The following is a 21,223-nucleotide window of genomic DNA, read 5'->3' on the forward strand; positions in this document are numbered from 1 at the left end:
AGTTATCCCTCCACACGTATCCATGTTTGGGTTCTGTAGATAAATGCCAAATACCCGCGCACTTTTAACTCATCTTCATTTTCTGGATTCAACCATATTTTAAAACGAAAAGTCATCGCCTGTTCTGGATCAAATAATCGTTTACCCTTCCATTCACCATCATCATGCAACTCACCGTCTGTAATAATTTCCATACCGGTTACGGGCTTATCTTTTAATTCTCCATCGCATTTATCACAAATCCTTCCTTCTTGTCCTTCTTCTAAAATCTTAACGACTTTGCCATACATTCTCCCTTCTTTCTTATAAATTTCAATTACGCCTTTTGGTAAACCTGTGCGGTCATCAATAGTTTTCCACTTACCAAAAACTGACTGGGCAGAAATGCTCATTGTAATAAATAATGTGAATAGAATAGTTAATTGTATGCTCTTATTTATCATTCTTTTTTGTGATTTTACGTAATGTGTTCAACGATGCGTTCAGCTCGAACCCAAGTAGCAATATATTAGAATTTAACCATATGTAGACCATTAAAATCAACAATCCTCCTAAAGCCCCATATAATTCATTGTATCTGGCGAACTTTTCAACATAAATTCCGAAGAGATATGATGTTAATAAAAACAAAGTCGTTGTCATTAAGGCACCAAAGGAAAAAAACTTTGCCTGCTTACCTTCTCTCGTACCAAAATAATAGAGTATTGCAGTAGTAAAATAAGATAGAATTATAAAGAATAATACTTTAGCAATTTGAACACCCACTACTTCATCTTCACCTAAAATATAACCGCCTTGCTTTGCTGCAAACTCAGACAAATATCCTAAGACATAAAATTCAAAGTATATATAGGCTACAAAGCCTACTATAATTAATATTGCCAAAATTAAACCTACCAATAAAGCATATAAATATTGCCTAAAGAAATGTCGTGTTAGGTCAATATGATAAGATGTTTCAAAACCTCCAAAGATGGAGTTTACACCGTTCGCAATTAAGAATATAGAAAGTAAAAATGCCGATGACAATAAGCCACCTCTTTTTTGATCTTTTATCTGTGTAAATACTTCTCCAAAATAATCACCAGTTGCACTCGGTAAAAAAGACTCTAAAAACAATTGAAACTGTACATCAAAATCGCCATGTTCAATACTTATATATGACACCAAAAAAGGTACCAAAGTCACCATAAAAATGATTAATGGAAATAGTGCCATAAATAGACTAAAGGCAATAGCACTGGCTCTAGTAGACAAAGTACCTCTTAAAATACCAAGCACATACATTTCTATAAGGTCGTAAATAGAAAGCCCCTCGAAACCTGGCAGCCTGATTTGTTTTAACAATCTGACCAACCAATTTACAATAGGAATTTTTTCTAGCTTCTCTTCGACCTCTAAAGACATCTACACCGCTTTTAAACTCAAATCTAAATTATAAACCGAATGTGTTAATGCACCCGATGAAATATAATCAACCCCGCATTCTGCATAATCTCTAATTGTATTTTCATTAATACCACCAGAAGATTCAGTTAAACATTTGTTACCGATTAATTTGACTGCTGTACGGGTATCTTCATAATTGAAATTATCAATCAAAATTCGATACACCCCTTCTGTCTCTAAAATTTCTTTGATCTCGTCTAAGTTTCTTGCCTCAACAATTATTTTTAAATCGCGATCCGTTTCTTTCAAGTAGTTTTTAGTCTTATTTATTGCCTTTGTAATTCCACCAGCAAAATCAATATGGTTATCTTTTAACATAATCATATCGTACAATGCGAATCTGTGATTTTCTCCACCACCAATTTTTACCGCCCACTTCTCTAGAGCACGAATACCTGGTGTTGTTTTTCTAGTATCTAGAATTTTTGTTCCGGTTCCTTTCAATAGATTGACGAACATATGGGTTTTGGTCGCTATAGCACTCATTCTCTGCATAGCATTCAATACCAAGCGTTCAGCTTTTAATATGCTTTGAGAACTACCTTCTACATAAAATACGATATCGCCGTGATTTACTGGCGTACCATCTTTTATTAATACTTCTATTTTTAAATTAGGATCTACAAAATAAAATACAAGCTCAGCAAAATCTACACCAGCGATAATACCTTCATCTTTTACCAACAATTTCGCCTTGCCCGTTGCCGTATCTGGTATACAAGCTAATGAGCTATGATCACCATCACCAACATCTTCACGTATGGCATTTGCGATGATCAATGTTATCTCTTCCTTAAATTGTTCTTCTGAAATCATATATATTAAATCTATTGTATTGCTAATTTACAAATCCATTTGCGAAATTGATTTACTTTTGGCATATGACTATAAAACTTTTAGCTATTGGCAAAACCGATAGCTCTCAACTACAAGAACTCATTGAGGTATATCAAAAACGATTACAACATTACATCAATTTTGAAATTGAACTCATACCTGATTTAAAAAAGACCAAAAACTTATCTGAAGACCAGCAGAAAGATAAAGAAGGCGAACTTATTCTCAAAAGATTAGCACCTACAGATGTTTTAATTTTATTTGATGAAAAAGGAAAACAGCTTACGTCTGTTGAGTTTTCTACTTTTTTACAAAAGAAGATGAATTCAGGTATAAAACAATTAGTTTTTTTAATTGGTGGACCTTACGGATTTAGTAATGAAATTTACTCGAAGGCATCTGGAAAAATTAGTTTATCAAAAATGACCTTTTCTCACCAAATGGTGCGCTTATTTATAACCGAGCAAATTTATAGAGGGTATACCATTTTAAAAAATGAACCCTACCACCATCAATAAAATCATATCCTCGGGGGTTTTAAGCATTCTACGCTTGCTTCTCGAGAGATTTAACCATATTATCAGATACACTTTCTAAATCCGTTAATTCTTCCATAAGAAAGGAGATGAGCTCTTCTTTATGTGCTACATTTTTCTCAATCTTAAGCACATGATTATAGTTCTTTATATTTTTCATGTGCCCATTAAAAGCATGTGTTTGGTGCCACGCTATTTCTTTTAATTTCTGATTTTGCATTGCCATCTTTTTTATGGATGGATTAATGAAGAAGAAAATCTCAAGGATCAATATCAACAACGAAAAAACCGCAAGCTCTAATTCTATAATCATCAGCGTTTTAATATCTTCTTCTGATGATTTTTGAAATTGATTAACAATGGTGTCCATAATTACTAAAAACTGATCTGATTCAGCTGATAATTTCTCTAAATCAATAGATTCCAATTGATTAAAGTCATTCGTTGATTTTAAAATGAAATTTAGATGAGGTTGTAGTTTATCAAAGTTTTTTTGAATTTCTTCATTATCTAATATCGGAATTCCAGTTGTATCATTACCTTCTTGTAATGATGTATTCGCATTTGCAAATTTAGCCATCTCCAAACGCAATTGACCATAATCGCATGTACCATATTTACACTCGTAAACATTTTTTACGATCGATTGCGACAACATTCTTTGCCGACCAGCTACATTTATTCTCAACGCATCTTGTCGCTGTCTAGCTAATGAATACTGTATTATAGATTGTATAATAATGGTCAATACAATTACCGTAAAAACCAACAGATAATAGTTATTGAAACTTTTACCAGATTTTAATTTAGATAAAATCTTTTTAAGCATAATTAAAGATATTTCCTACAAGTTTAAAATATACTTTAACTATAACATTGTAGAACTAAAAATGTTGTCACGAATGACAAAAAATGAACAAAAAAATGCAAGTTTTTCAACTTGCATTTTTGCACTAAAACGATTTTATATTTAAATAAGCATTACCGCTTAATTATCAACTAATAAAGCACTCTAAATTTAATGGTATTTTCTACTTTCTTTAGCGCCTTTAAGACTTCTTTATTATACTCTTTATCCAAATCTGTAATTACATAACCAACTTCATTATCTGTAGACAAATACTGGCTGTTGATATTCAACTCATACTCTGCTAACACCTTATTGATTTTAGCCATAATACCTGGTACGTTCTTATGTATGTGTAAAAATCTATGCGATTTATTCTGTTTTGGTAAACGTATGTTCGGGAAATTAACGGCATCGACCGTATTTCCAGAATTGATATAATCCATAATTTTATTAGGAACGAAATCTGCTATATCGCGCTGTGCCTCTTCTGTACTACCACCAACATGCGGAGTAAGAATTACATTTGCAAAACCCTGTAATTTTGTTTGAAAATCACCATTACTAGCTGGCTCATCTGGATAAACATCTACTGCCGCACCACCAATATGACCATCTTTTAAACCATCTGCAAGCGCATCGATATCAACTACAAAGCCTCTAGAAAGGTTAATTAGCATAGCACCTTTCTTCATTTGCTTTATTTCGCGTTCACCAATGAAGTTTTTGTTTGCTTTATTATCATCTATATGCAATGTAACCACATCAGACACATTCAATAAATCTTCTAACGTACTACACTTTACAGCATTACCCAAAGCTAATTTATCATCTACGTCATAGTAATAAACACGCATACCCATTGCTTCTGCCAATACAGATAATTGCTTACCAATATTACCATAACCAACGATACCCAAGTTTTTACCGCGGACTTCTCTAGATCCCGCTGCCGTTTTTTGCCATTGACCACTATGTATTTCCCTACTACGGTCAAATACACTTCTCATTAACATTATTATTTCACCGATAGCCAATTCTACCACTGACCTTGTATTACTATAAGGAGCATTGAAAACCACAACACCTTTCTTTTTTGCAGACTCTAAATCAATTTGTGTCGTTCCTATGCAAAAAGCACCAACAACCAATAATTTATCGGCTGCTGCTAAAACAGTTTCTGTTACCTGCGTCTTAGAACGAATACCAAGAACGTGTACGCCCTTAATTTTTTCGATCAGCTCTTCTTCAGATAAGCTATTTTTAATTAATTCTACAGAAAAACCATCTTCTGAGAGATTATCAAATGCAGCGGTGTGCACATTTTCTAATAATAGAACCTTAATTCTATTCTTTGGGTACGAGATATTTCTTGGCAACTTGTTCACAAATAAAAATTCATCTAAACTTGGTGTAACATAATCCGCATTACTTGCGGCCTTTTCTCTATGCACGTTTTCGGTATATGCAAAAAATTTATGTGCAATACCTGCTTCGCGCATGACATAATCACTGTAACCATCTCCAATCACTTGAACTTCGCCGTCCAAATTCATTTGCTTTAGGCAATCAATTTTGCCGTTATGCTGAGATAGTACATTTTTTTCATCGAAACCGATGATATTTCCTTCTTCGTCGAATTTAAACGTATTTGCATAAACTCGATCAGTTGGTATATTATATTCTTTTACAATAGGATCAATAAACTCTTTAAATCCGCAGGATATTACATAAATATCATCTGCATACTTCTCAAAAAACTCTTTATTGGCCGCTATAGATTTTGATATTTTATTTCTAAGATTTTCAACCAATCCGTCTAAATCCTCTTTCTTGGCATTTAATAGTTTAATTCTACGCTCTAAAGATTCTGTAAACGAAATATCACCGTCAATACCTAAATTGGTGATTTTTTGTATTTCTCTAATTACTTCATCTTTATTTGACCTTCCTTCTAAAGTCATTTCTGCAAGAACATCTAATGCTTCTACCCTGGTTAACGTACTATCAAAATCAAAAACGTATTTTCTACTTACTTCTACCATTCTTATTTTTTGGTTTGGATAGGAATTTTTGTCGTTAAAATAAGTAGCAAAAGTAAAAATTTAATTTATCCTGATATATGATATCTTGTAAATAAAACAAAAAGGGTATGTTATGATGTAAATTGACAAATTAACTAGCTCTTAATCTAAAAATAGAAGAGCGGCTAATGAGAAATCTAGCGTCTTATATGTACCGTTATGATCCCCAGGTACTATCTTTAATATCCCATTTTTAAAAGCATCGCTTAATTCTTGCGAATTACCGTTGTCTGTATCTTGATCTCCACAAATTATCAATACATTAACAGCTATTGTATTTAAATCGCTTACAGAAGTTACGGGTTGATATTTTTGCTGTAAATGTAATGATCGTAAATCTGCATTTATTGATTTAGCATAGTCTACCGCATCTTTGGTTTCTTCGTTTATATCGCCATCAAAAGCTTTTGCAAACATAATTCTTCGATCCCATTCGGCATTGGTAAAATCGATTCCCATACCACCTAAAACCGCTTTTTCTATACGATTGTCTTCTGTTAGTAATTTTGCTAAGACAATGCTGCCTCTTGAATAACCGATAGCCTTATACATTTTAATATTTAAAAGATTCATCAATAAAACCAAATCTTTTACCTCAGCATTATTTTGATATGCTTCTTCTTTTTGAGGTTTATCAGAATCACCATTACCACGTAAATCGGGAATAATTACTCGATATCCGGCAGCGATCAAGTCTTTTTTTAAAGCCGTTTTATTCCAAGATTTTCTAGAATTTATAAATCCGTGTAACAACAATACCGCATCTCCACTACCTTCATCGGTATAAGCAATTTGCACACCATCAAAAGATTCAAATTTACTAGATTGAGAATTAGCTGTTTTAGATAAGGCTATCATCAATAAACAGAATAAAATATACTTTGATGACATGGTGTTTTTATTTAGGATATGTACAGAAGACCCGCTAGTATTGCCAGCCCAAAACTCACCAGAGTACCAATTAATATATACTCTGTTAGTTTTCTATTATTACGCTCTTTAAGATCATTGAACCTAAAAACAGATTTTGCAGCTATTAAAAGACCTATAACTTCCCACCTACCGATTACTATAAAAATCAATACAAAGAGACGTTCAATAATACCGATGTACTTACCTGCGTTGGGGAGCGATTTGTGATCCGTTTCGATTTGATTGGACATGCCCTCTAATATCATTCCCATTATAATTGCCGCCGGATAGGTTACAAAAACAATTGCCGTTACCAAATACCAATCTAAATTTTCAAATAACGATAAGGTATGTTCGTATAAATCTGTGTAAAAAGCACAACTATATATAACCAGTATATGCAATAGCTGATCTATAAAAAACGGAATGCTTTTATTCTTAAATAATGTATTCGTATATAGTTTTAATACATCGATACCAAAATGCGCTACAGTAACTACCAAAGCAATTGCCCATAAGCTTAAATCCCATAAAAACAGCATGTATAAAGCAAAATGCAATAGCACGTGTACGTACAAAAATTTAGATGTTATCTTGTTAGATTGTTTGTGAAGTACCCACCTTGTTGGCTGTAAAACAAAGTCCCCGATTAAATGAGCCAATACTAGTTTTATAAAAATCAACATATTTATTTACTGGTAATTAATTCTTTATAATATGACAATACATCTAAAACCAAATCTAATCGAGCTCTTTTTAAACGTTGACTAACGGCTGACTGTTTTATGCCTAATTGCTGGGCAATTTCCTTCTGTGAATAATGCGGATAATCTAACGACAATGTTACAATTTCTGCAGAAACAACACTCCAATCATCCATGAAATCTAAAGCTAAACGCAACATTAGATTTAAAGTACGATCATAATCTGCATTACCTGTAGCTATACTGATGTTAATCTTACTTTCTTTTAGAGTTTCAAAATTACGTCCTGATCTTTGATATGCGGGACCATTAGATTCTGTTACCCCCGTACCTACATATGTTTCTAAACCTATGCCAATACCCATTCTTACATCTAAACCTTTAATGGTTTTAAGCATTGCTTTAATTCGGATAGCAGTAAACAAAGCATTTTTCTCGGTAACCTTTAATTGAAATTCATCTCCGCGATAAATCTCCCAATTCATTGGTGATGCCCCAAATTGGTTAAAGTAATTCTTCAATAAATCAATCCATTGCGAGCTAGGATGATTTTCAGAATTTATAATGTCACCTGTTATTATAGCTATCATAATTATTAGTTAAAACGCTAATATAAGAATTTATAAGCTAATTAATTAATATTTGTATTTATAAGTCTATTTGTCAATATTATAAGAAGCATGCTTAAAACCAACGCCTTGTTAAGATACAATAATCTTTGAACGAACGCCCGAATTTTTCTAATAGAATTCGTTCTTCGGGTATAATTTGAAACCGATTCATATACCCAACAAACCCCGCAGCAATAAGGGTATTGAAAGCATTTCCTAAAATAACGCCTAAAGCCAATAAAACTAAAAGAAGCGACAAGTACATAGGGTTACGAGAAAATTTAAAAATTCCGCCAACCACTAAATTAGAAACTTTATCTGGTTTCGTAGGATCTATAGTTGTTTTAGCTCTATTAAATTGAAAAAGTGCCCAAAGTGCAATTAAAATTCCTAGACCTACTAAAATTTTAGCGAGCAACATTCTTCCATAAAAATCAAAATAACCAATCGGTAAAAATTCTGCCAACAGGTACATCATCAATCCGAAACATAAAAAAACTAAAGCCGGTGGTACTTTTAACTCCATTTTATAAAATTACTACATTTGATGGTGTAAATTGACAAACTAGATTTCAAATTATTTTAATGAAGCTTGTATTCGCTACCCATAACCCCAATAAACTAAAAGAGATTCAGCAATTGGTACCATCATTTATCGAACTTGTTAGTTTAGACATGATCGGTTGCACTACCGATATACCCGAAACGGCAACCACCCTAGAGGGTAATGCAAGAATAAAAGCAGATTTTATAACAAATACGTATCAAATACCTTGCTTCGCAGATGACACAGGCTTAATTGTAAATTCTCTAAACGGTGATCCAGGCGTATACTCTGCAAGATATGCAGGACCTGAAAATGACGCTAATGCCAACATGGATAAACTCATGGCTAATTTATCCGACCAAAAAGATAGAAGTGCTTACTTCAATACCATAATCGCTTTAAATTTAAATGGTAAAACCCATATATTTGATGGAAGCATACATGGCGAAATTATAGAAATAAAAAAAGGAAATAACGGATTTGGGTATGACCCAATCTTTAAACCTAATGGTTACAGCGAAACATTTGCGCAACTACCTTTATCGATAAAGAACAAAATAAGCCATAGAGCGCTAGCGTTTAAAAAATTGATTACCTATTTAAATAGTATTCATGTTAAATAAAAAAGACAACGGCGAAACTGTAGTCGTATCAGTTGCATCAGAAAGAGCAGAAGCTATTGGCGGTGTTCTAATTGCCCTATTCGCAGCCTTAATGGCCATATCACAAATGGTCAATGGCGAATTAGAGGAAGAGATGATGATTGCACATAACAATGTTGTCAGTTATTCTAGTTGGTATCAATCGAAAAGTATTAAAGAAAGTTTAAAAGAAAGTGAACTTGACTATCTAGGTGCTTTAATTGAAAGTGGCATAGTCACAGAAGAAAATAAACCGGTCATAGAACAGAAAATGACTGATGTAAGAGAAAAAATAGTAAAATACGAATCTGAAAAAATAGAAATTCTATTAGGATCTGAAAAAGTAGGTAAAGAAAATTGGGTACAAGATATCGAAGGCAAAATGGGTATTATTACAGGAGTGAAGGAATGGGAACAATTAACCAAAACCTATGATTATGCCACCAAGAAATTTGACTATGCACTACTATTTTATCAGATTTGTATCGTACTTGGCGCCGTTTGCATCATAATATATGATAGTCCTGCCCTTCAAAAAGGCTTAATTGTACTCATGATTATCTTCGGTATAATAGCCACTTTCCTATCTATATATGGGTATACACTGGCTCCGTAGCATAACTTAATAATAAATTATACCGATTCAATTATTAGCAGTACCTTTGCCGCTTAATTAACGCCGCTGGTATAGCATGTGTTGCCCTGAGTCTAAATAGGTTATATACGATAATCGCTCTATGCAACATTCATATTTGCGATTTAGTATACATATTTATGACAAAGTTTGAAGCACTGGGACTGCAGAAGTCCTTATTAGATGCTATTACTGATATGGGTTTTGAAACCCCATCAGAAGTTCAAGAAAAAGCAATCCCTATTTTATTGGAAAGTGAAACCGATCTAGTTGCGCTTGCGCAAACAGGTACAGGTAAAACTGCTGCATTCGGATTCCCATTAATTCAAAAAATTGATAGTAATAGTAGAACCACACAAGGTTTAATACTATCACCTACTCGTGAACTGTGCTTACAGATTACGAAAGAAATGCAAGCGTATTCAAAATACGAGCGTAATATCAATGTAGTTGCCATTTATGGTGGTGCAAGTATTACAGACCAAGCAAGACAGATTAAAAAAGGTGCACAAATTATTGTGGCTACACCTGGCCGTATGAAAGATATGATCAGTAGACGTCTTGTAGATATTTCGAATATTGACTATTGTGTTCTTGATGAGGCTGATGAAATGCTTAACATGGGATTCATGGAAGATATCAAAGATATTCTTTCTGGTACGCCTAATGAAAAATCAACATGGTTGTTCTCTGCAACTATGCCTAGAGAAGTAGCTACTATTGCTAAAAAATTCATGCATTCTCCACAAGAAATAACTGTGGGTGCTAAAAACTCTGGAGCATCAACTGTACAACATGAGTATTATGTTGTAGGCGGTAGAGACCGTTACCCTGCTTTGAAGAGATTGGCAGATACCAACCCAGATATATTTTCAGTTATTTTCTGTAGAACAAAACGTGATACACAAAAGGTTGCCGAGAGTTTAATCGAAGATGGTTATAATGCAGGAGCGTTACATGGAGATTTGAGTCAAAACCAACGAGACTTGGTAATGAACTCTTTTAGAAAAAGACAAATTCAAATGCTTGTAGCTACTGATGTTGCTGCACGTGGTATTGATGTTGACGATATTACACATGTCATCAATTACCAATTACCTGATGAAATTGAAACATATACGCACCGTAGTGGTAGAACTGGTAGAGCTGGTAAATCTGGTATTTCTATGGTTATTATAACACGTAGCGAGCAACGTAAGATTAAAGCTATTGAGAATAAGATCAATCAAAAGTTTATTGCAAAACAAATTCCGTCAGGAATCGAAATTTGCGAGATTCAATTATACCACTTAGCAAATAAAATCAAGGACACAAAAATTAATGAGGATGTAGATGGATATTTACCTGCTATTAATGATGTACTTGAAGGAATAGACCGCGAAGAATTGATCAAGAAAATAGTTTCTGTTGAATTTACAAGGTTCTCTAATTACTACAACAAGTCTAAAGATTTAAATTCTTCTGACAGTGGCAGAAATAGAGAAAGAAGTGATGATGGAGGCGATAACAGAAGAGGTGGCGAAATACCTACAAGTGGAGCAGTTCGCTATTTTGTAAATGTTGGTGAAAGAGATGGTTATGATTGGATGACCTTGAAAGATTTCATTAGAGATACTGTAGGTTTAGGACAAGAAGATGTATTTAAGGTTGATGTTAAAGAAAGTTTTTCTTTCTTTAACACTGAAGCAGAAGTTACACAACAGATTCTAGAAAAATTTACTGAATTTAAAGTAGATGGTAGATTTGTGAATGTAGAAGTTTCTAAAAACCCCGGTGGTGGTGGTGGAAATCGCAGAAGCGGCGGAAGCGGTTTTGGCGGAGGCTATAAAGGAAAAAGAAGTAGTGGTGGCAGAAGAAGAGATGATGACCGTGGCGGAAGAGGCAAAAAAGAAGGAAGCTCTGAATCTAAAGGACGAAGACGCGACCGTAGCGAATCTAGCTCACCTAACTCAGGAAAAAGACGTAGCACCAAAAGAAAGGGAGATTTCTTTTAGTTAATTGTATATTAAAAATACGCTTCGGCGTATTTTTTTTGTTTTGTTTGCAACTTAATTACGCTGTCAATACAATGAAATATTTATTATCGATTACACTTATTTTATTTTCATTAATAGTTTTCTCTCAAGAAACAGAAGAAGGTCAACGCCTAAGTGCTGTTGTAGTCAATGCTCAATCTGGCGAACCTCTTGAGAGCGTGCACGTTGTTAACTTGAATCAGGTTTTTGGAACAATTACCAATGAAAAAGGCGAATTTTCAATCACTGCAGCGGTAAATGACACCCTTTACTTTTCTTTTCTTGGTTTTAAATCACAGAAAATAAGGGTTACGAACGATATGTTCAAATTTGAAAATACAGAAATTGCACTGACCGAACTTGCATATGCCCTAGAAGAAGTTATTGTTAGACCATATCAGCTTACTGGTTACTTAGAAATCGATGTGAAAAATCTTCCCATCAACAATGCTTATCAATATAGTATATCTGGCTTAGGCGTAAGCTATGAGGGTGGTAACAAAAACCCAAGTGCGGTAACTAAAGTTTTAGGAGCTATTCTAAACCCCGCAGATTTATTACGAAACCTTTTTGGCAAGAAACCTGCACAGATGCGTAAGCTTAGACAAATGAGAGAAGATGAAGACATTCGTAATCTTCTTGCCTCTAAGTTTGACAGAGAAACTTTAACAGAGTTCTTGCAATTAGAAAAAGTAGATATTCAAGACATTCTTAATAACTGCAATTATTCAAAATCTTTTATCACCACAGCCAATGACCTTCAGATACTTGACGCCATTAGCAGCTGTTATGAAGAGTACAAAGTTTTGAATAGAAAGAAATAATATTTTTTAAAACGGAATCCTTGTTATAGTTTTATTGCAAATAACAGGAAAATGAAAAACGTATTCTTATTAGGGCTATTATCTATAGTATTGATTTCTTGCCAACCTAAGAGCAAAGAAAAATCAGAAACTATTGCTGTAGTTAAAGATTCAGTTGAAACCCCTAAAAAGAACCCCAATTTTCAATGGGAAGCTGCTACCGTTTATTTTCTACTTACCGACCGATTCAATAACGCAAATACTGCTAATGATCTAAATTTTGAGCGTGACGAAGAAACCGGAGAACTTAGAGGTTTTTTAGGCGGAGATATTGAAGGCATTACAGAAAAAATTAAAGATGGCTATTTTACAGACCTAGGAGTAAACGCCATTTGGTTCACTCCGGTTGTTGAACAGATTCATGGTGCCACAGATGAGGGTACTGGTAACACATATGGCTATCATGGCTATTGGGCAAAAGACTGGACAGCCATAGATCCAAATTTCGGCACCGATAAAGATTTAGAAACTTTAATTGAAACTGCTCACCAGAACGGTATTCGAATTTTACTCGATGTCGTTCTAAATCATACTGGTCCTGTTACTGAAAAAGATCCTGTATGGCCAGCAGAATGGGTACGTACCTCCCCTACTTGCGAATTTACTACTTACGAGAATACTACAGCGTGCACATTGGTTGCCAATCTTCCAGATATATTAACTGAATCAGATGCCGCAGTTAATTTACCCGATGCACTTTTAGCAAAATGGAAAGCCGAAGGTAGACTAAGCGAAGAATTAGATGAGCTTGAATTGTTTTTTGATCGTACCGGTTACCCAAGGGCTCCTAGATTTTACATCATTAAATGGCTAACCGATTATGTTCATAAATATGGTGTAGACGGTTTTAGAGTCGATACTGTTAAACATGCCAATGAAAATTCGTGGGCAGAATTGTACAAAGAGGCTTCTACTGCTTTTGACCTTTGGAAAAAGAAAAATGCCAACAAAGTATTAGATGGCAACCCTTTTTATATGGTCGGGGAAGTTTATAATTACGGAATTTCTGGAGGACAAGAATTTGATTTAGGCGACAAAAAAGTAAACTATTTCGATAATGGATTTAAGAGTCTTATCAATTTCGAATTAAAGAACGATGCCAATAGTGACTATGATACTATTTTTACCAAGTACAGTAAACTACTGCATACCACTTTTAAAGACAAAAGCGTTTTAAACTATCTTACATCTCATGATGATGGTCAGCCTTTCGACCAAGAAAGAACAAACCCTAAAAGAGCAGCGAACGTATTGCTATTGACCCCTGGGGCATCACAAATATATTATGGTGATGAAACTGCTCGTAGTCTAGTTATTGAAGGTACGCAAGGTGACGCTACATTAAGATCGTTCATGAATTGGAACGAGCTAGACAGCCTACCAAAAGCAAAAGAAACCTTAGCCTATTGGCAGAAATTAGGAACTTTTAGAAATGACCACCCATCTATAGGTGCTGGTATTCATAAGAGGATTTCAAAAGCACCATATGTATTTAGCAGATACTTTAGTAAAGATGATTTTGTAGATAAAATAGTTATCGCTTTAGACGCCCCTAAAGGGAAAAAATCTATTTCTGTAAAGGGTATCTTTGGCGATGGCACAAAATTATACGACCGCTTTTCTGAAACTGAAGTAACAGTCAACAAAAACAAAGTGTTGTTAGATAATGACTTTGAAGTCGTCTTGTTAGAACTTCGTAACTAGAACTTTAATTGATATCAGGCATTAGAATGCACTGCAATTCTATTGCCTTCGGTATCTTTTAAAAGCCCCATAAATCCGTGTCCGTCACCTATTTCAGTTTTTGGCTGCAATACGTGTCCCCTGGCTTTTTCAACTTTTCCTAAAACAATGGCGGCATCGTCGCATGCAAATAAACAAGTAGCCCTTCCCATTGGCTAGGTATATTGGTTTTGCTGAACCAAAGCACCATTAGCCTGACCCAAAATCTGTTTGTCTGGGAATAGACCCATTTCAAATTCTCCGAAATTGTTCACTGCAATGCTAACATTTAAAATAGACTTATAGAACTTTTGAGCTCTGGTCATGTCTGCTACAGGAATTTCATACCATGCTATCATTTCTAACTATTTAAATTATGTTTAAGACTCTGTAACCCTTCTTCAAAATCCTTACCTACCATTTTATCCATAGACTTGAACAACATCATTATACTCATAGGAAACTTGTTCTTACCAGAGAATCCCCAGCTAACTTTGCACCTATTTCCATCCAAATCGTCAAGATCCATATAGCAATCTGATCTTGACTTATACGGCTTTAAGAATCGTAAATCTTGTTCTATGCGCCTACCCTCATCTATTCTAGTAATTTCTTGTTCTCCCTCACCTACATCTTTATTTCCGCTCCAATGGCTAGTAGCACCAACTTCACCATCGACACCCGTATATGTCAGTTTCATATTAGGGTCTTTTTTAGCCCAAGGAGACCATTCTTGTTGCTTCTTTAAAAACTTCAAATGCTCCCAAACTTTTTCTGGTGCATGCTCCAATTCAATACTCCTCGAAACCTCATAGGTTTTTGGTGCAATGAGAGCTAGAAAAGTTATTAAAACGAATACTACTGCAATAATTATAAATACAGTATACATGGGCTGGTTAATTAGCTATTAAACAACAAGTTAAACAAAAATTAATTATCAGACTTATATCTTTCTAAAATATCATCGATACTCTTTATTGACTTTTTAGTCCAGTTTAATCGTCTTTCAAATATTTCTTCATCGGTTAATTTCCAATCTACATCTGAAGCTTTTAATTTTGTTGTTAAATGCTGAAGTATAATTGCTGCTGAAACAGAAATATTAAGACTTTCCGTAAAACCTACCATGGGTATTTTCAAATAGGCATCTGACTTTTCTAATACATAATCGCTTAATCCATTTTTCTCTGTCCCAAAAAACAAAGCTGTTTTACCATCTAGATTAAAATCTTGTAAAAGCGAACTATCTGCATGCGGACTAGTAGCTACAATTTTATATCCTTTTTCTCGCAACGAATCAATTACTTGTTTTGAATTTTGATATCGTTTTATATCTACCCATTTCTGCGCGCCCATGGCAATTTCCTCATCTAAATGTTGTCCGTTTCTATCCTCAATCAAATGCGCAGTCTGTACACCGAAAGATTCACAACTTCTTACCACTGCACTTGTATTGTGCATTTGAAAAACATCTTCTACAGCGACCGTTAAATAGTTCGTTCGCTGAGCCAATATTTCATTAAATCGCTGTTTTCTATTTTCTGAAATAAATTCTTCTAAATACGCTAAAAGCTTCAAATCAATCATGCGCACAAGATAAGAAAAGTATATTTTTATGCCTATCATTAAGACCTCATGAAAAATATAGTCGTATTAACTGGTGCAGGAATTTCTGCCGAAAGCGGATTAAAAACTTTTAGAGATGCTAATGGTTTGTGGGAAGGGCATGATGTCATGGAAGTCGCCACACCAGAAGGTTTTGAGAACAACCCGGCTTTGGTCTTAGAGTTTTACAACCAAAGAAGAAGACAACTATTGACCGTTGAACCTAATGCGGCCCATAAAGCACTGCTTGATTTAGAAGCGCACTACAATGTACATATCATTACCCAAAACGTAGATGACCTTCATGAACGTGCCGGTAGCTCAAATATTCTTCACCTACATGGCGAATTATTAAAAGCTAGAAGCATTTCTTCTGCAGAAGATATTTTTGAATGCACACATGATATTTTACTTGGTGATACCTGTAAAAACGGATTTCAACTTAGACCACATATCGTATGGTTCGGCGAGGCAGTTCCTCTTCTAGAAGATGCAATAGCCATAACCGAAAAAGCAGATTATTTAATCATTGTCGGTACATCGATGCAGGTATACCCAGCAGCTGGTTTAATTGATTTTGTACATAGCGGCACACCCATATATTTTATCGACCCAAAACCATCTATCACAGAATCTCACAAAAAAAATTTAACGATAATCACGCAAAATGCGGTTGACGGTTTGCCTACTTTGGTTGCTTCCCTAATTGATAAATAATTCGCGTCTGCCTTACCCACTCTACCAATTTATTAACTTCATTGGCAGTAAGCTCTGTGTTTTTATGAAATAAGGTGTATTGAGATAAAGGCATATTGCCATTAACCACTTCCTCTTCTATCTCCCCTAATAAATGATCTTTTTTATCTAAAGAATAATTTTCCCATTCAGAAAAATTTAAATGTTCTTTACCTTCCTTAACATGATCTGCAAGCAAAAATGAAATCGGGGCAATATTATTATACCACGGGTACTCTGTATTATTGCTATGACAATCATAACAAGAAGTTTCAAATAGACTTTTAAGTTCAGTTGAAGGGTTTGTCTGCTTTATAAAAGCTTCTGTATGCTTGCCGGCTGTTATATTTTTTGTAGGACTGAAAAACTGCATGGCAACAAACACAACAACGACAGTTAGGATAATTTTTTTTAGTAATTTCATATTTGGGGGAAATGAAAATTAAAGATACAATTTTATGACCAAGGAAGAACTTTATGAAGCATTGAATTATGTAAATGCTTCAAGAGAGAATCGTACTAAAATGGCATCTAAAATTGAAGGTAATCCGCATTTAATTCCTATTCTTATTGAAATAATTAAGGAAGACACAGACCCTATATCATGCAAAGCGGGCTGGGTTTTAGAAAGTGTTGCCAAAATAAATTTGCATTATATTTTAAAACATATTGATGTATTTACAGAGTCGTTAAAATATATTTCATTAGAGTCTTCTGTTCGTCCGGCTTCAAAAATCTGTCAGTTATTGGTGTTAAACGAATTTTCAAAAAAATCAGTTAAATCAATCCAAAAATTAACTACAGATCACCTAAATGCTATTACCGAAGTTGCTTTTGATTGGCTTATCGGAGAATATAAAGTTGCCCCAAAAGCATATTCAATGACTACCCTTCTTTTAATTGGCAAAACAATAAATTGGATCCATCCAGAATTACAGCAAATACTAAAGAAAAACTATGAAAGCGGTAGTGCTGCATATAAGGCAAGAGCAAGAATGACCTTAAAAGTTCTAGAAAATAAGTAGTGTATTTAAGAAGCTTTAAAAATTGTTCATTAAATCATTGTAATTGCCCATAACTTAAAGTACTTATGGTTTTAAACTTTGATACGATTAGGTATATTTGCCCCTTATTAATTTAACCATTGATTATGTCTCTTAATGCACTTAATGCCATTTCACCTATAGACGGTCGTTATAGCTCTAAAACCAAATCTTTATCTGCTTACTTTTCTGAAGAAGCACTAATAAAATATAGGGTTAGAGTTGAAATAGAGTACTTTATTGCACTTTGTGAGATTCCCTTACCGCAACTTTCTTCTTTCGATACATCAAAATTTGATGCCCTTAGAAAAATTTATCTTGATTTTTCTACTGCAGATGCCGAAGAAATAAAAGAGATAGAGAGAACTACCAATCATGATGTTAAGGCGGTTGAATACTTTATTAAAAAAGCTTTCGATGCTTTAAATTTATCAGAATACAAGGAGTTTATCCATTTCGGATTAACTTCGCAAGACATCAATAACACCGCGATTCCGCTTTCTATTAAAGAAGCGATGAACGAGGTGTATGTACCTCAATATTTTGAGTTACTTGAAAAATTAGATGTATTGATTTTAGAATGGTCAGACATACCAATGTTAGCTAGAACACATGGTCAACCTGCTTCTCCTACACGATTAGGAAAAGAAATTATGGTTTTCGTAGTTCGCTTAAAAGAGCAGTTCAATTTGTTGAACGATATACCAAGTGCAGCAAAATTTGGTGGTGCTACGGGTAACTTCAACGCTCATTTAGTAGCCTACCCTTCGATAGATTGGCGAGCTTTTGGTCAACAGTTCGTTCAAGAGAAATTAGGTCTTCAACATTCGTTCCCAACTACGCAAATAGAGCATTACGATCATTTAGCTGCTTTATTCGATGGTCTTAAACGTATTAACACCATTATCTTAGATTTAGATCGAGATTTCTGGACATACGTATCTATGGATTATTTTAAACAAAAAATTAAAGCTGGTGAAGTTGGATCTTCGGCGATGCCACATAAAGTGAACCCTATAGATTTTGAAAACTCTGAAGGTAATTTAGGTATAGCCAATGCACTTTTCGAACATTTATCTGCTAAGTTGCCTGTATCTAGATTACAGAGAGATTTAACCGATAGTACGGTTCTTAGAAACATAGGTGTGCCATTTGCACATACTATTATTGCTTTTCAATCTACTTTAAAAGGATTGAATAAACTACTTTTAAACAAAGTGAAGTTTGAGCAAGATTTAGAGAATAACTGGGCTGTTGTAGCTGAAGCTATTCAAACTATATTAAGACGTGAAAGCTACCCTAATCCATACGAAGCTCTAAAAGGACTTACACGTACAAACGAGAAAATCAACAAAGATTCTATTTCCAATTTTATCGATACATTAAAAGTATCTGACGAGATTAAAAAAGAATTAAAACAAATATCACCAAGTAATTACACTGGAATTTAATCCAGTTTTAATGCATTAAAACTTTTCTTTAGTTCATATACTTCAAATCGCCCGTTTAGGGCGATATGCATTTTAGAATACGCCTCACATCATATATATTTCGAGTGAACGTAAAACTAAAATTAAATGCAAACAAATTTCTCAGTTGAAGAGTCGGTTAGTAATTTATGGGATAAACTTGATGGTTGGTTAGAAGCTATCATCTTAAAATTACCAAATTTAGCCATGGCAGTTTTGGTAATGTTCTTATTTTACTTTCTGGCGCGAGGAATACGCAAAGTACTTAAAAGAACAATTCTTAGAAAAATATCTCAAGTCTCTATTCAAGAGATTATTGCTAAAGTCGTTTTTGTGGCGGTTATCTTAATCGGATTTTTTATCGCCCTAGGTGTTTTAGATTTAGACAAGGTCTTGACAAGCATATTAGCTGGTGCAGGTGTTGTTGGTCTTGCCGTAGGTTTAGCACTGCAAGGAACACTTAGTAATACCTTTGGAGGACTCATACTTTCGTTTATGCCACAGCTTAAAATCAATGATTTTATTAATGCTGATGGTGTGTCTGGTTTTGTTACCGAAATAAGTCTACGAAACATCATACTGAAACAGCCAGATAATAATGTAGTGGTTATACCTAACTCTAAATTTATTGATGGATCTTTCATCAATTACTCCATGAATGAAAGAAACAGAATTTTTGTGAATTGTGGTGTTGGTTATGAAAGTGACCTGCAAATGGTCGAGGATTTAACCGTGAAAATTATTGCAGACAATTTTAAGCAGAATGATAATGAATCGGTGGAATTCTTTTTTACCGAATTTGGCGATAGTTCTATCAATTTTATGGTTCGCTTCTGGGCAGATTGTGTTAATGTAAAACAAGAGCATGCCGCAAGACATAAAGCAATTAAAATAATCAAGAAACATTTTGATGAACGTGATATCAATATTCCGTTTCCAATCAGAACATTGGACTTTGGAAAAAACAATCTACAGATTGCTAAAGATTAAATAGCTATTATAGAGCTAGATTAAAAAACCCCGTTGAATAAGTTCAACGGGGTTTTAACTAACTAGACTTGATTTTATTTATTGATTTGAACTTCATGTGGATAAGGAATTTCAATACCTGCACCATCTAAAGCTTTCTTAGTTCCTTCAATTGTTGCGAAGTAAACATCCCAGTAATCTTCTGGCTTACAAAAAGGGCGCACTGCTAGGTTTACAGAGCTATCTGCCAATTCAGATACATTTACTGAAGGTGCTGGATCTTGTAATACTTGTGGGTTTGCCTTTAACATTGCCAGTAACACATCTTTTGTTTTTTGTAAATCTGAATCATAAGCTACGCCAACTGTAGTATCAACTCTAATTTTACCTTCTGCCGTGTAATTTACTATGTTACCGTTCGCCATAGCACCATTAGGTACAATCGCCAACTTATTTTCAGGTGTAATCATTTTTGTTGTAAAAATCTCAATCTCTTTTACATTACCTAATACTCCTTGAGCCTCTATTAAATCGCCAATTTTATAAGGTTTGAAAATAATAAGTAATACACCACCAGCGAAATTAGAAAGAGAACCCTGTAATGCTAAACCAATAGCCAAACCAGCTGCCGCAATTACTGCTGCAAAACTTGTTGTCTCAACACCTAAGGTTGAAATAACCGTAATAATTAAAAAGATAGTAAGTGCCCATTTTGCTAAATTCAGCAGAAACTTCTTTAGCGATTCATCATACTCTTGTTTGGTCATGCCTTTGTTTGCTAAACCAATCAATTTCTTTATTACCCAAGAACCAATAATGTATATTAGTATTGCTCCAATAATTTTTGGGCCAAATTCCATTGCAAATTCAATTCCTTTGTCAATCCATACTTGTGCGCTCTCCATTTTAAAATGTTTTTTTAGGTTGTTTATATATTGTCCTCACTTTTTATGACACCATTTTTATCGAATGGTCACATTAAAAATTGATAAAATAAATT

Annotated in this window: 25 protein-coding genes; 10 read left to right on the top strand and 15 right to left on the bottom strand. The window is 34.2% G+C overall.

From position 1 onward, the window contains the following. Positions 1-2: 2 nt before the first annotated feature. The 3 genes from CLV90_RS12720 to nadC are packed head-to-tail and all read right to left on the bottom strand — an operon-like array spanning position 3 to position 2,265. Positions 3-443: a DUF2147 domain-containing protein gene (locus CLV90_RS12720; protein WP_133687840.1), complete on the bottom strand. Its 441-nt coding sequence runs from the start codon at positions 441-443 to the stop codon at positions 3-5. Further along, on the bottom strand, positions 433-1,407 hold the full coding sequence (locus CLV90_RS12725; protein ID WP_133687841.1) for a YihY/virulence factor BrkB family protein: 975 nt from the start codon (positions 1,405-1,407) through the stop codon (positions 433-435). The genes CLV90_RS12720 and CLV90_RS12725 overlap by 11 nt, the downstream gene beginning before the upstream one ends. After that, positions 1,408-2,265: a carboxylating nicotinate-nucleotide diphosphorylase gene (nadC, locus tag CLV90_RS12730; RefSeq protein ID WP_133687842.1), complete on the bottom strand. Its 858-nt coding sequence runs from the start codon at positions 2,263-2,265 to the stop codon at positions 1,408-1,410. It lies immediately after the preceding gene. 65 nt (positions 2,266-2,330) lie between these two features. Between nadC and rlmH the strand changes: the two genes are divergently transcribed. Continuing rightward, entirely contained in the window at positions 2,331-2,804 is a 474-nt protein-coding gene (rlmH, locus tag CLV90_RS12735) for a 23S rRNA (pseudouridine(1915)-N(3))-methyltransferase RlmH (protein WP_133687843.1), read from the top strand. 28 nt (positions 2,805-2,832) lie between these two features. On the opposite strand, the gene CLV90_RS12740 is transcribed toward rlmH, so the two are convergent. The 6 genes from CLV90_RS12740 to CLV90_RS12765 form a co-directional block, all read right to left on the bottom strand. After that, entirely contained in the window at positions 2,833-3,651 is an 819-nt protein-coding gene (locus tag CLV90_RS12740) for a type IV pili methyl-accepting chemotaxis transducer N-terminal domain-containing protein (protein ID WP_133687844.1), read from the bottom strand. 170 nt (positions 3,652-3,821) lie between these two features. Next, positions 3,822-5,714 (bottom strand): phosphoglycerate dehydrogenase, encoded by a 1,893-nt coding sequence (serA, locus tag CLV90_RS12745; protein ID WP_133687845.1) that lies wholly within the window; start codon positions 5,712-5,714, stop codon positions 3,822-3,824. 141 nt (positions 5,715-5,855) lie between these two features. Further along, positions 5,856-6,644: an alpha/beta fold hydrolase gene (locus tag CLV90_RS12750; RefSeq protein ID WP_243835416.1), complete on the bottom strand. Its 789-nt coding sequence runs from the start codon at positions 6,642-6,644 to the stop codon at positions 5,856-5,858. 11 nt (positions 6,645-6,655) lie between these two features. After that, positions 6,656-7,351: a DUF3307 domain-containing protein gene (locus tag CLV90_RS12755; protein WP_133687846.1), complete on the bottom strand. Its 696-nt coding sequence runs from the start codon at positions 7,349-7,351 to the stop codon at positions 6,656-6,658. 2 nt (positions 7,352-7,353) lie between these two features. Then, entirely contained in the window at positions 7,354-7,959 is a 606-nt protein-coding gene (locus tag CLV90_RS12760; RefSeq protein WP_133687847.1) for a SatD family protein, read from the bottom strand. 94 nt (positions 7,960-8,053) lie between these two features. Beyond that, a complete protein-coding gene (locus tag CLV90_RS12765; RefSeq protein ID WP_133687848.1) occupies positions 8,054-8,506 on the bottom strand; it encodes a methyltransferase family protein in 453 nt (150 codons plus the stop codon). A 59-nt stretch (positions 8,507-8,565) separates the two neighbouring features. Here CLV90_RS12765 and CLV90_RS12770 point away from each other — a divergent pair, with 59 nt between their 5' ends. The 5 genes from CLV90_RS12770 to CLV90_RS12790 all read left to right on the top strand — a co-directional run bounded on the left by CLV90_RS12770 (position 8,566) and on the right by CLV90_RS12790 (position 14,384). Then, positions 8,566-9,150, top strand: a complete 585-nt coding sequence (locus tag CLV90_RS12770; RefSeq protein WP_133687849.1) for a non-canonical purine NTP diphosphatase — start codon at positions 8,566-8,568, stop codon at positions 9,148-9,150. After that, positions 9,140-9,784, top strand: a complete 645-nt coding sequence (locus CLV90_RS12775) for a DUF4337 domain-containing protein (RefSeq protein WP_133687850.1) — start codon at positions 9,140-9,142, stop codon at positions 9,782-9,784. Before CLV90_RS12770 ends, CLV90_RS12775 begins: the two co-directional genes overlap by 11 nt. Before the next feature lie 158 nt (positions 9,785-9,942). Beyond that, positions 9,943-11,796 carry a DEAD/DEAH box helicase gene (locus tag CLV90_RS12780; RefSeq protein ID WP_133687851.1) on the top strand — a complete coding sequence of 618 codons (1,854 nt, stop codon included), beginning with the start codon at positions 9,943-9,945 and terminating at the stop codon, positions 11,794-11,796. A 74-nt stretch (positions 11,797-11,870) separates the two neighbouring features. Next, on the top strand, positions 11,871-12,641 hold the full coding sequence (locus tag CLV90_RS12785) for a carboxypeptidase-like regulatory domain-containing protein (protein ID WP_133687852.1): 771 nt from the start codon (positions 11,871-11,873) through the stop codon (positions 12,639-12,641). 51 nt (positions 12,642-12,692) lie between these two features. Next, positions 12,693-14,384, top strand: coding sequence for an alpha-amylase family glycosyl hydrolase (locus tag CLV90_RS12790; RefSeq protein ID WP_133687853.1), 1,692 nt, complete (start codon positions 12,693-12,695; stop codon positions 14,382-14,384). A 14-nt stretch (positions 14,385-14,398) separates the two neighbouring features. Here the strand turns inward: CLV90_RS12790 and CLV90_RS19295 are convergent, their stop codons facing one another. Genes CLV90_RS19295 through CLV90_RS12805 form a run of 4 tightly spaced genes read right to left on the bottom strand, consistent with a single transcriptional unit; the run spans position 14,399 to position 15,989 of the window. Beyond that, on the bottom strand, positions 14,399-14,575 hold the full coding sequence (locus tag CLV90_RS19295) for a VOC family protein (RefSeq protein ID WP_166638578.1): 177 nt from the start codon (positions 14,573-14,575) through the stop codon (positions 14,399-14,401). A 3-nt stretch (positions 14,576-14,578) separates the two neighbouring features. Beyond that, positions 14,579-14,761 carry a VOC family protein gene (locus CLV90_RS12795; protein WP_133687854.1) on the bottom strand — a complete coding sequence of 61 codons (183 nt, stop codon included), beginning with the start codon at positions 14,759-14,761 and terminating at the stop codon, positions 14,579-14,581. A 2-nt stretch (positions 14,762-14,763) separates the two neighbouring features. Beyond that, positions 14,764-15,291, bottom strand: coding sequence for an SRPBCC family protein (locus tag CLV90_RS12800; protein WP_133687855.1), 528 nt, complete (start codon positions 15,289-15,291; stop codon positions 14,764-14,766). 41 nt (positions 15,292-15,332) lie between these two features. Beyond that, a complete protein-coding gene (locus CLV90_RS12805) occupies positions 15,333-15,989 on the bottom strand; it encodes a TrmH family RNA methyltransferase (protein WP_133687856.1) in 657 nt (218 codons plus the stop codon). Positions 15,990-16,037: 48 nt separating this feature from the next. Between CLV90_RS12805 and CLV90_RS12810 the strand changes: the two genes are divergently transcribed. After that, complete coding sequence (locus tag CLV90_RS12810) at positions 16,038-16,724, top strand: SIR2 family NAD-dependent protein deacylase (protein ID WP_133687857.1); 687 nt, start codon at positions 16,038-16,040, stop codon at positions 16,722-16,724. On the opposite strand, the gene CLV90_RS12815 is transcribed toward CLV90_RS12810, so the two are convergent. Beyond that, positions 16,693-17,166: a heme-binding domain-containing protein gene (locus CLV90_RS12815; protein ID WP_133687858.1), complete on the bottom strand. Its 474-nt coding sequence runs from the start codon at positions 17,164-17,166 to the stop codon at positions 16,693-16,695. The genes CLV90_RS12810 and CLV90_RS12815 overlap by 32 nt on opposite strands. Before the next feature lie 34 nt (positions 17,167-17,200). Here CLV90_RS12815 and CLV90_RS12820 point away from each other — a divergent pair, with 34 nt between their 5' ends. From CLV90_RS12820 to CLV90_RS12830, 3 genes are all read left to right on the top strand, one after another. Then, positions 17,201-17,767: an adenylosuccinate lyase gene (locus CLV90_RS12820; RefSeq protein ID WP_133687859.1), complete on the top strand. Its 567-nt coding sequence runs from the start codon at positions 17,201-17,203 to the stop codon at positions 17,765-17,767. Positions 17,768-17,892: 125 nt separating this feature from the next. After that, positions 17,893-19,236 (top strand): adenylosuccinate lyase, encoded by a 1,344-nt coding sequence (gene purB / locus CLV90_RS12825; RefSeq protein ID WP_133687860.1) that lies wholly within the window; start codon positions 17,893-17,895, stop codon positions 19,234-19,236. Positions 19,237-19,362: 126 nt separating this feature from the next. Then, positions 19,363-20,244 (top strand): mechanosensitive ion channel family protein, encoded by an 882-nt coding sequence (locus tag CLV90_RS12830; protein WP_133687861.1) that lies wholly within the window; start codon positions 19,363-19,365, stop codon positions 20,242-20,244. Between the two features lie 74 nt (positions 20,245-20,318). Here the strand turns inward: CLV90_RS12830 and CLV90_RS12835 are convergent, their stop codons facing one another. After that, on the bottom strand, positions 20,319-21,128 hold the full coding sequence (locus CLV90_RS12835; protein WP_133687862.1) for a mechanosensitive ion channel family protein: 810 nt from the start codon (positions 21,126-21,128) through the stop codon (positions 20,319-20,321). Between the last annotated feature and the right edge of the window lie 95 nt (positions 21,129-21,223).

The sequence above is a fragment of the Maribacter spongiicola genome, from assembly GCF_004364165.1.
GTDB classification, from domain to species: Bacteria; Bacteroidota; Bacteroidia; order Flavobacteriales; family Flavobacteriaceae; genus Maribacter; species Maribacter spongiicola.

What these genes read in the sequence shown, in the direction of transcription:
- CLV90_RS12755 (WP_133687846.1), bottom strand. Translation starts at nt 7,351, where the DNA reads ATGTTGATTTTTATAAAACTAGTATTGGCTCATTTAATCGGGGACTTT.
- CLV90_RS12785 (WP_133687852.1), top strand. Translation starts at nt 11,871, where the DNA reads ATGAAATATTTATTATCGATTACACTTATTTTATTTTCATTAATAGTT.
- purB (WP_133687860.1), top strand. Translation starts at nt 17,893, where the DNA reads ATGTCTCTTAATGCACTTAATGCCATTTCACCTATAGACGGTCGTTAT.
- CLV90_RS12780 (WP_133687851.1), top strand. Translation starts at nt 9,943, where the DNA reads ATGACAAAGTTTGAAGCACTGGGACTGCAGAAGTCCTTATTAGATGCT.
- CLV90_RS12760 (WP_133687847.1), bottom strand. Translation starts at nt 7,959, where the DNA reads ATGATAGCTATAATAACAGGTGACATTATAAATTCTGAAAATCATCCT.
- CLV90_RS12795 (WP_133687854.1), bottom strand. Translation starts at nt 14,761, where the DNA reads ATGATAGCATGGTATGAAATTCCTGTAGCAGACATGACCAGAGCTCAA.
- rlmH (WP_133687843.1), top strand. Translation starts at nt 2,331, where the DNA reads ATGACTATAAAACTTTTAGCTATTGGCAAAACCGATAGCTCTCAACTA.
- CLV90_RS12800 (WP_133687855.1), bottom strand. Translation starts at nt 15,291, where the DNA reads ATGTATACTGTATTTATAATTATTGCAGTAGTATTCGTTTTAATAACT.
- CLV90_RS12820 (WP_133687859.1), top strand. Translation starts at nt 17,201, where the DNA reads ATGACCAAGGAAGAACTTTATGAAGCATTGAATTATGTAAATGCTTCA.
- CLV90_RS12830 (WP_133687861.1), top strand. Translation starts at nt 19,363, where the DNA reads ATGCAAACAAATTTCTCAGTTGAAGAGTCGGTTAGTAATTTATGGGAT.
- CLV90_RS12765 (WP_133687848.1), bottom strand. Translation starts at nt 8,506, where the DNA reads ATGGAGTTAAAAGTACCACCGGCTTTAGTTTTTTTATGTTTCGGATTG.
- CLV90_RS12725 (WP_133687841.1), bottom strand. Translation starts at nt 1,407, where the DNA reads ATGTCTTTAGAGGTCGAAGAGAAGCTAGAAAAAATTCCTATTGTAAAT.
- CLV90_RS12740 (WP_133687844.1), bottom strand. Translation starts at nt 3,651, where the DNA reads ATGCTTAAAAAGATTTTATCTAAATTAAAATCTGGTAAAAGTTTCAAT.
- CLV90_RS12750 (WP_243835416.1), bottom strand. Translation starts at nt 6,644, where the DNA reads ATGTCATCAAAGTATATTTTATTCTGTTTATTGATGATAGCCTTATCT.
- CLV90_RS12790 (WP_133687853.1), top strand. Translation starts at nt 12,693, where the DNA reads ATGAAAAACGTATTCTTATTAGGGCTATTATCTATAGTATTGATTTCT.
- CLV90_RS12810 (WP_133687857.1), top strand. Translation starts at nt 16,038, where the DNA reads ATGAAAAATATAGTCGTATTAACTGGTGCAGGAATTTCTGCCGAAAGC.
- CLV90_RS12815 (WP_133687858.1), bottom strand. Translation starts at nt 17,166, where the DNA reads ATGAAATTACTAAAAAAAATTATCCTAACTGTCGTTGTTGTGTTTGTT.
- CLV90_RS12805 (WP_133687856.1), bottom strand. Translation starts at nt 15,989, where the DNA reads ATGATTGATTTGAAGCTTTTAGCGTATTTAGAAGAATTTATTTCAGAA.
- CLV90_RS12770 (WP_133687849.1), top strand. Translation starts at nt 8,566, where the DNA reads ATGAAGCTTGTATTCGCTACCCATAACCCCAATAAACTAAAAGAGATT.
- CLV90_RS12835 (WP_133687862.1), bottom strand. Translation starts at nt 21,128, where the DNA reads ATGGAGAGCGCACAAGTATGGATTGACAAAGGAATTGAATTTGCAATG.
- serA (WP_133687845.1), bottom strand. Translation starts at nt 5,714, where the DNA reads ATGGTAGAAGTAAGTAGAAAATACGTTTTTGATTTTGATAGTACGTTA.
- CLV90_RS12720 (WP_133687840.1), bottom strand. Translation starts at nt 443, where the DNA reads ATGATAAATAAGAGCATACAATTAACTATTCTATTCACATTATTTATT.
- nadC (WP_133687842.1), bottom strand. Translation starts at nt 2,265, where the DNA reads ATGATTTCAGAAGAACAATTTAAGGAAGAGATAACATTGATCATCGCA.
- CLV90_RS19295 (WP_166638578.1), bottom strand. Translation starts at nt 14,575, where the DNA reads ATGGGAAGGGCTACTTGTTTATTTGCATGCGACGATGCCGCCATTGTT.
- CLV90_RS12775 (WP_133687850.1), top strand. Translation starts at nt 9,140, where the DNA reads ATGTTAAATAAAAAAGACAACGGCGAAACTGTAGTCGTATCAGTTGCA.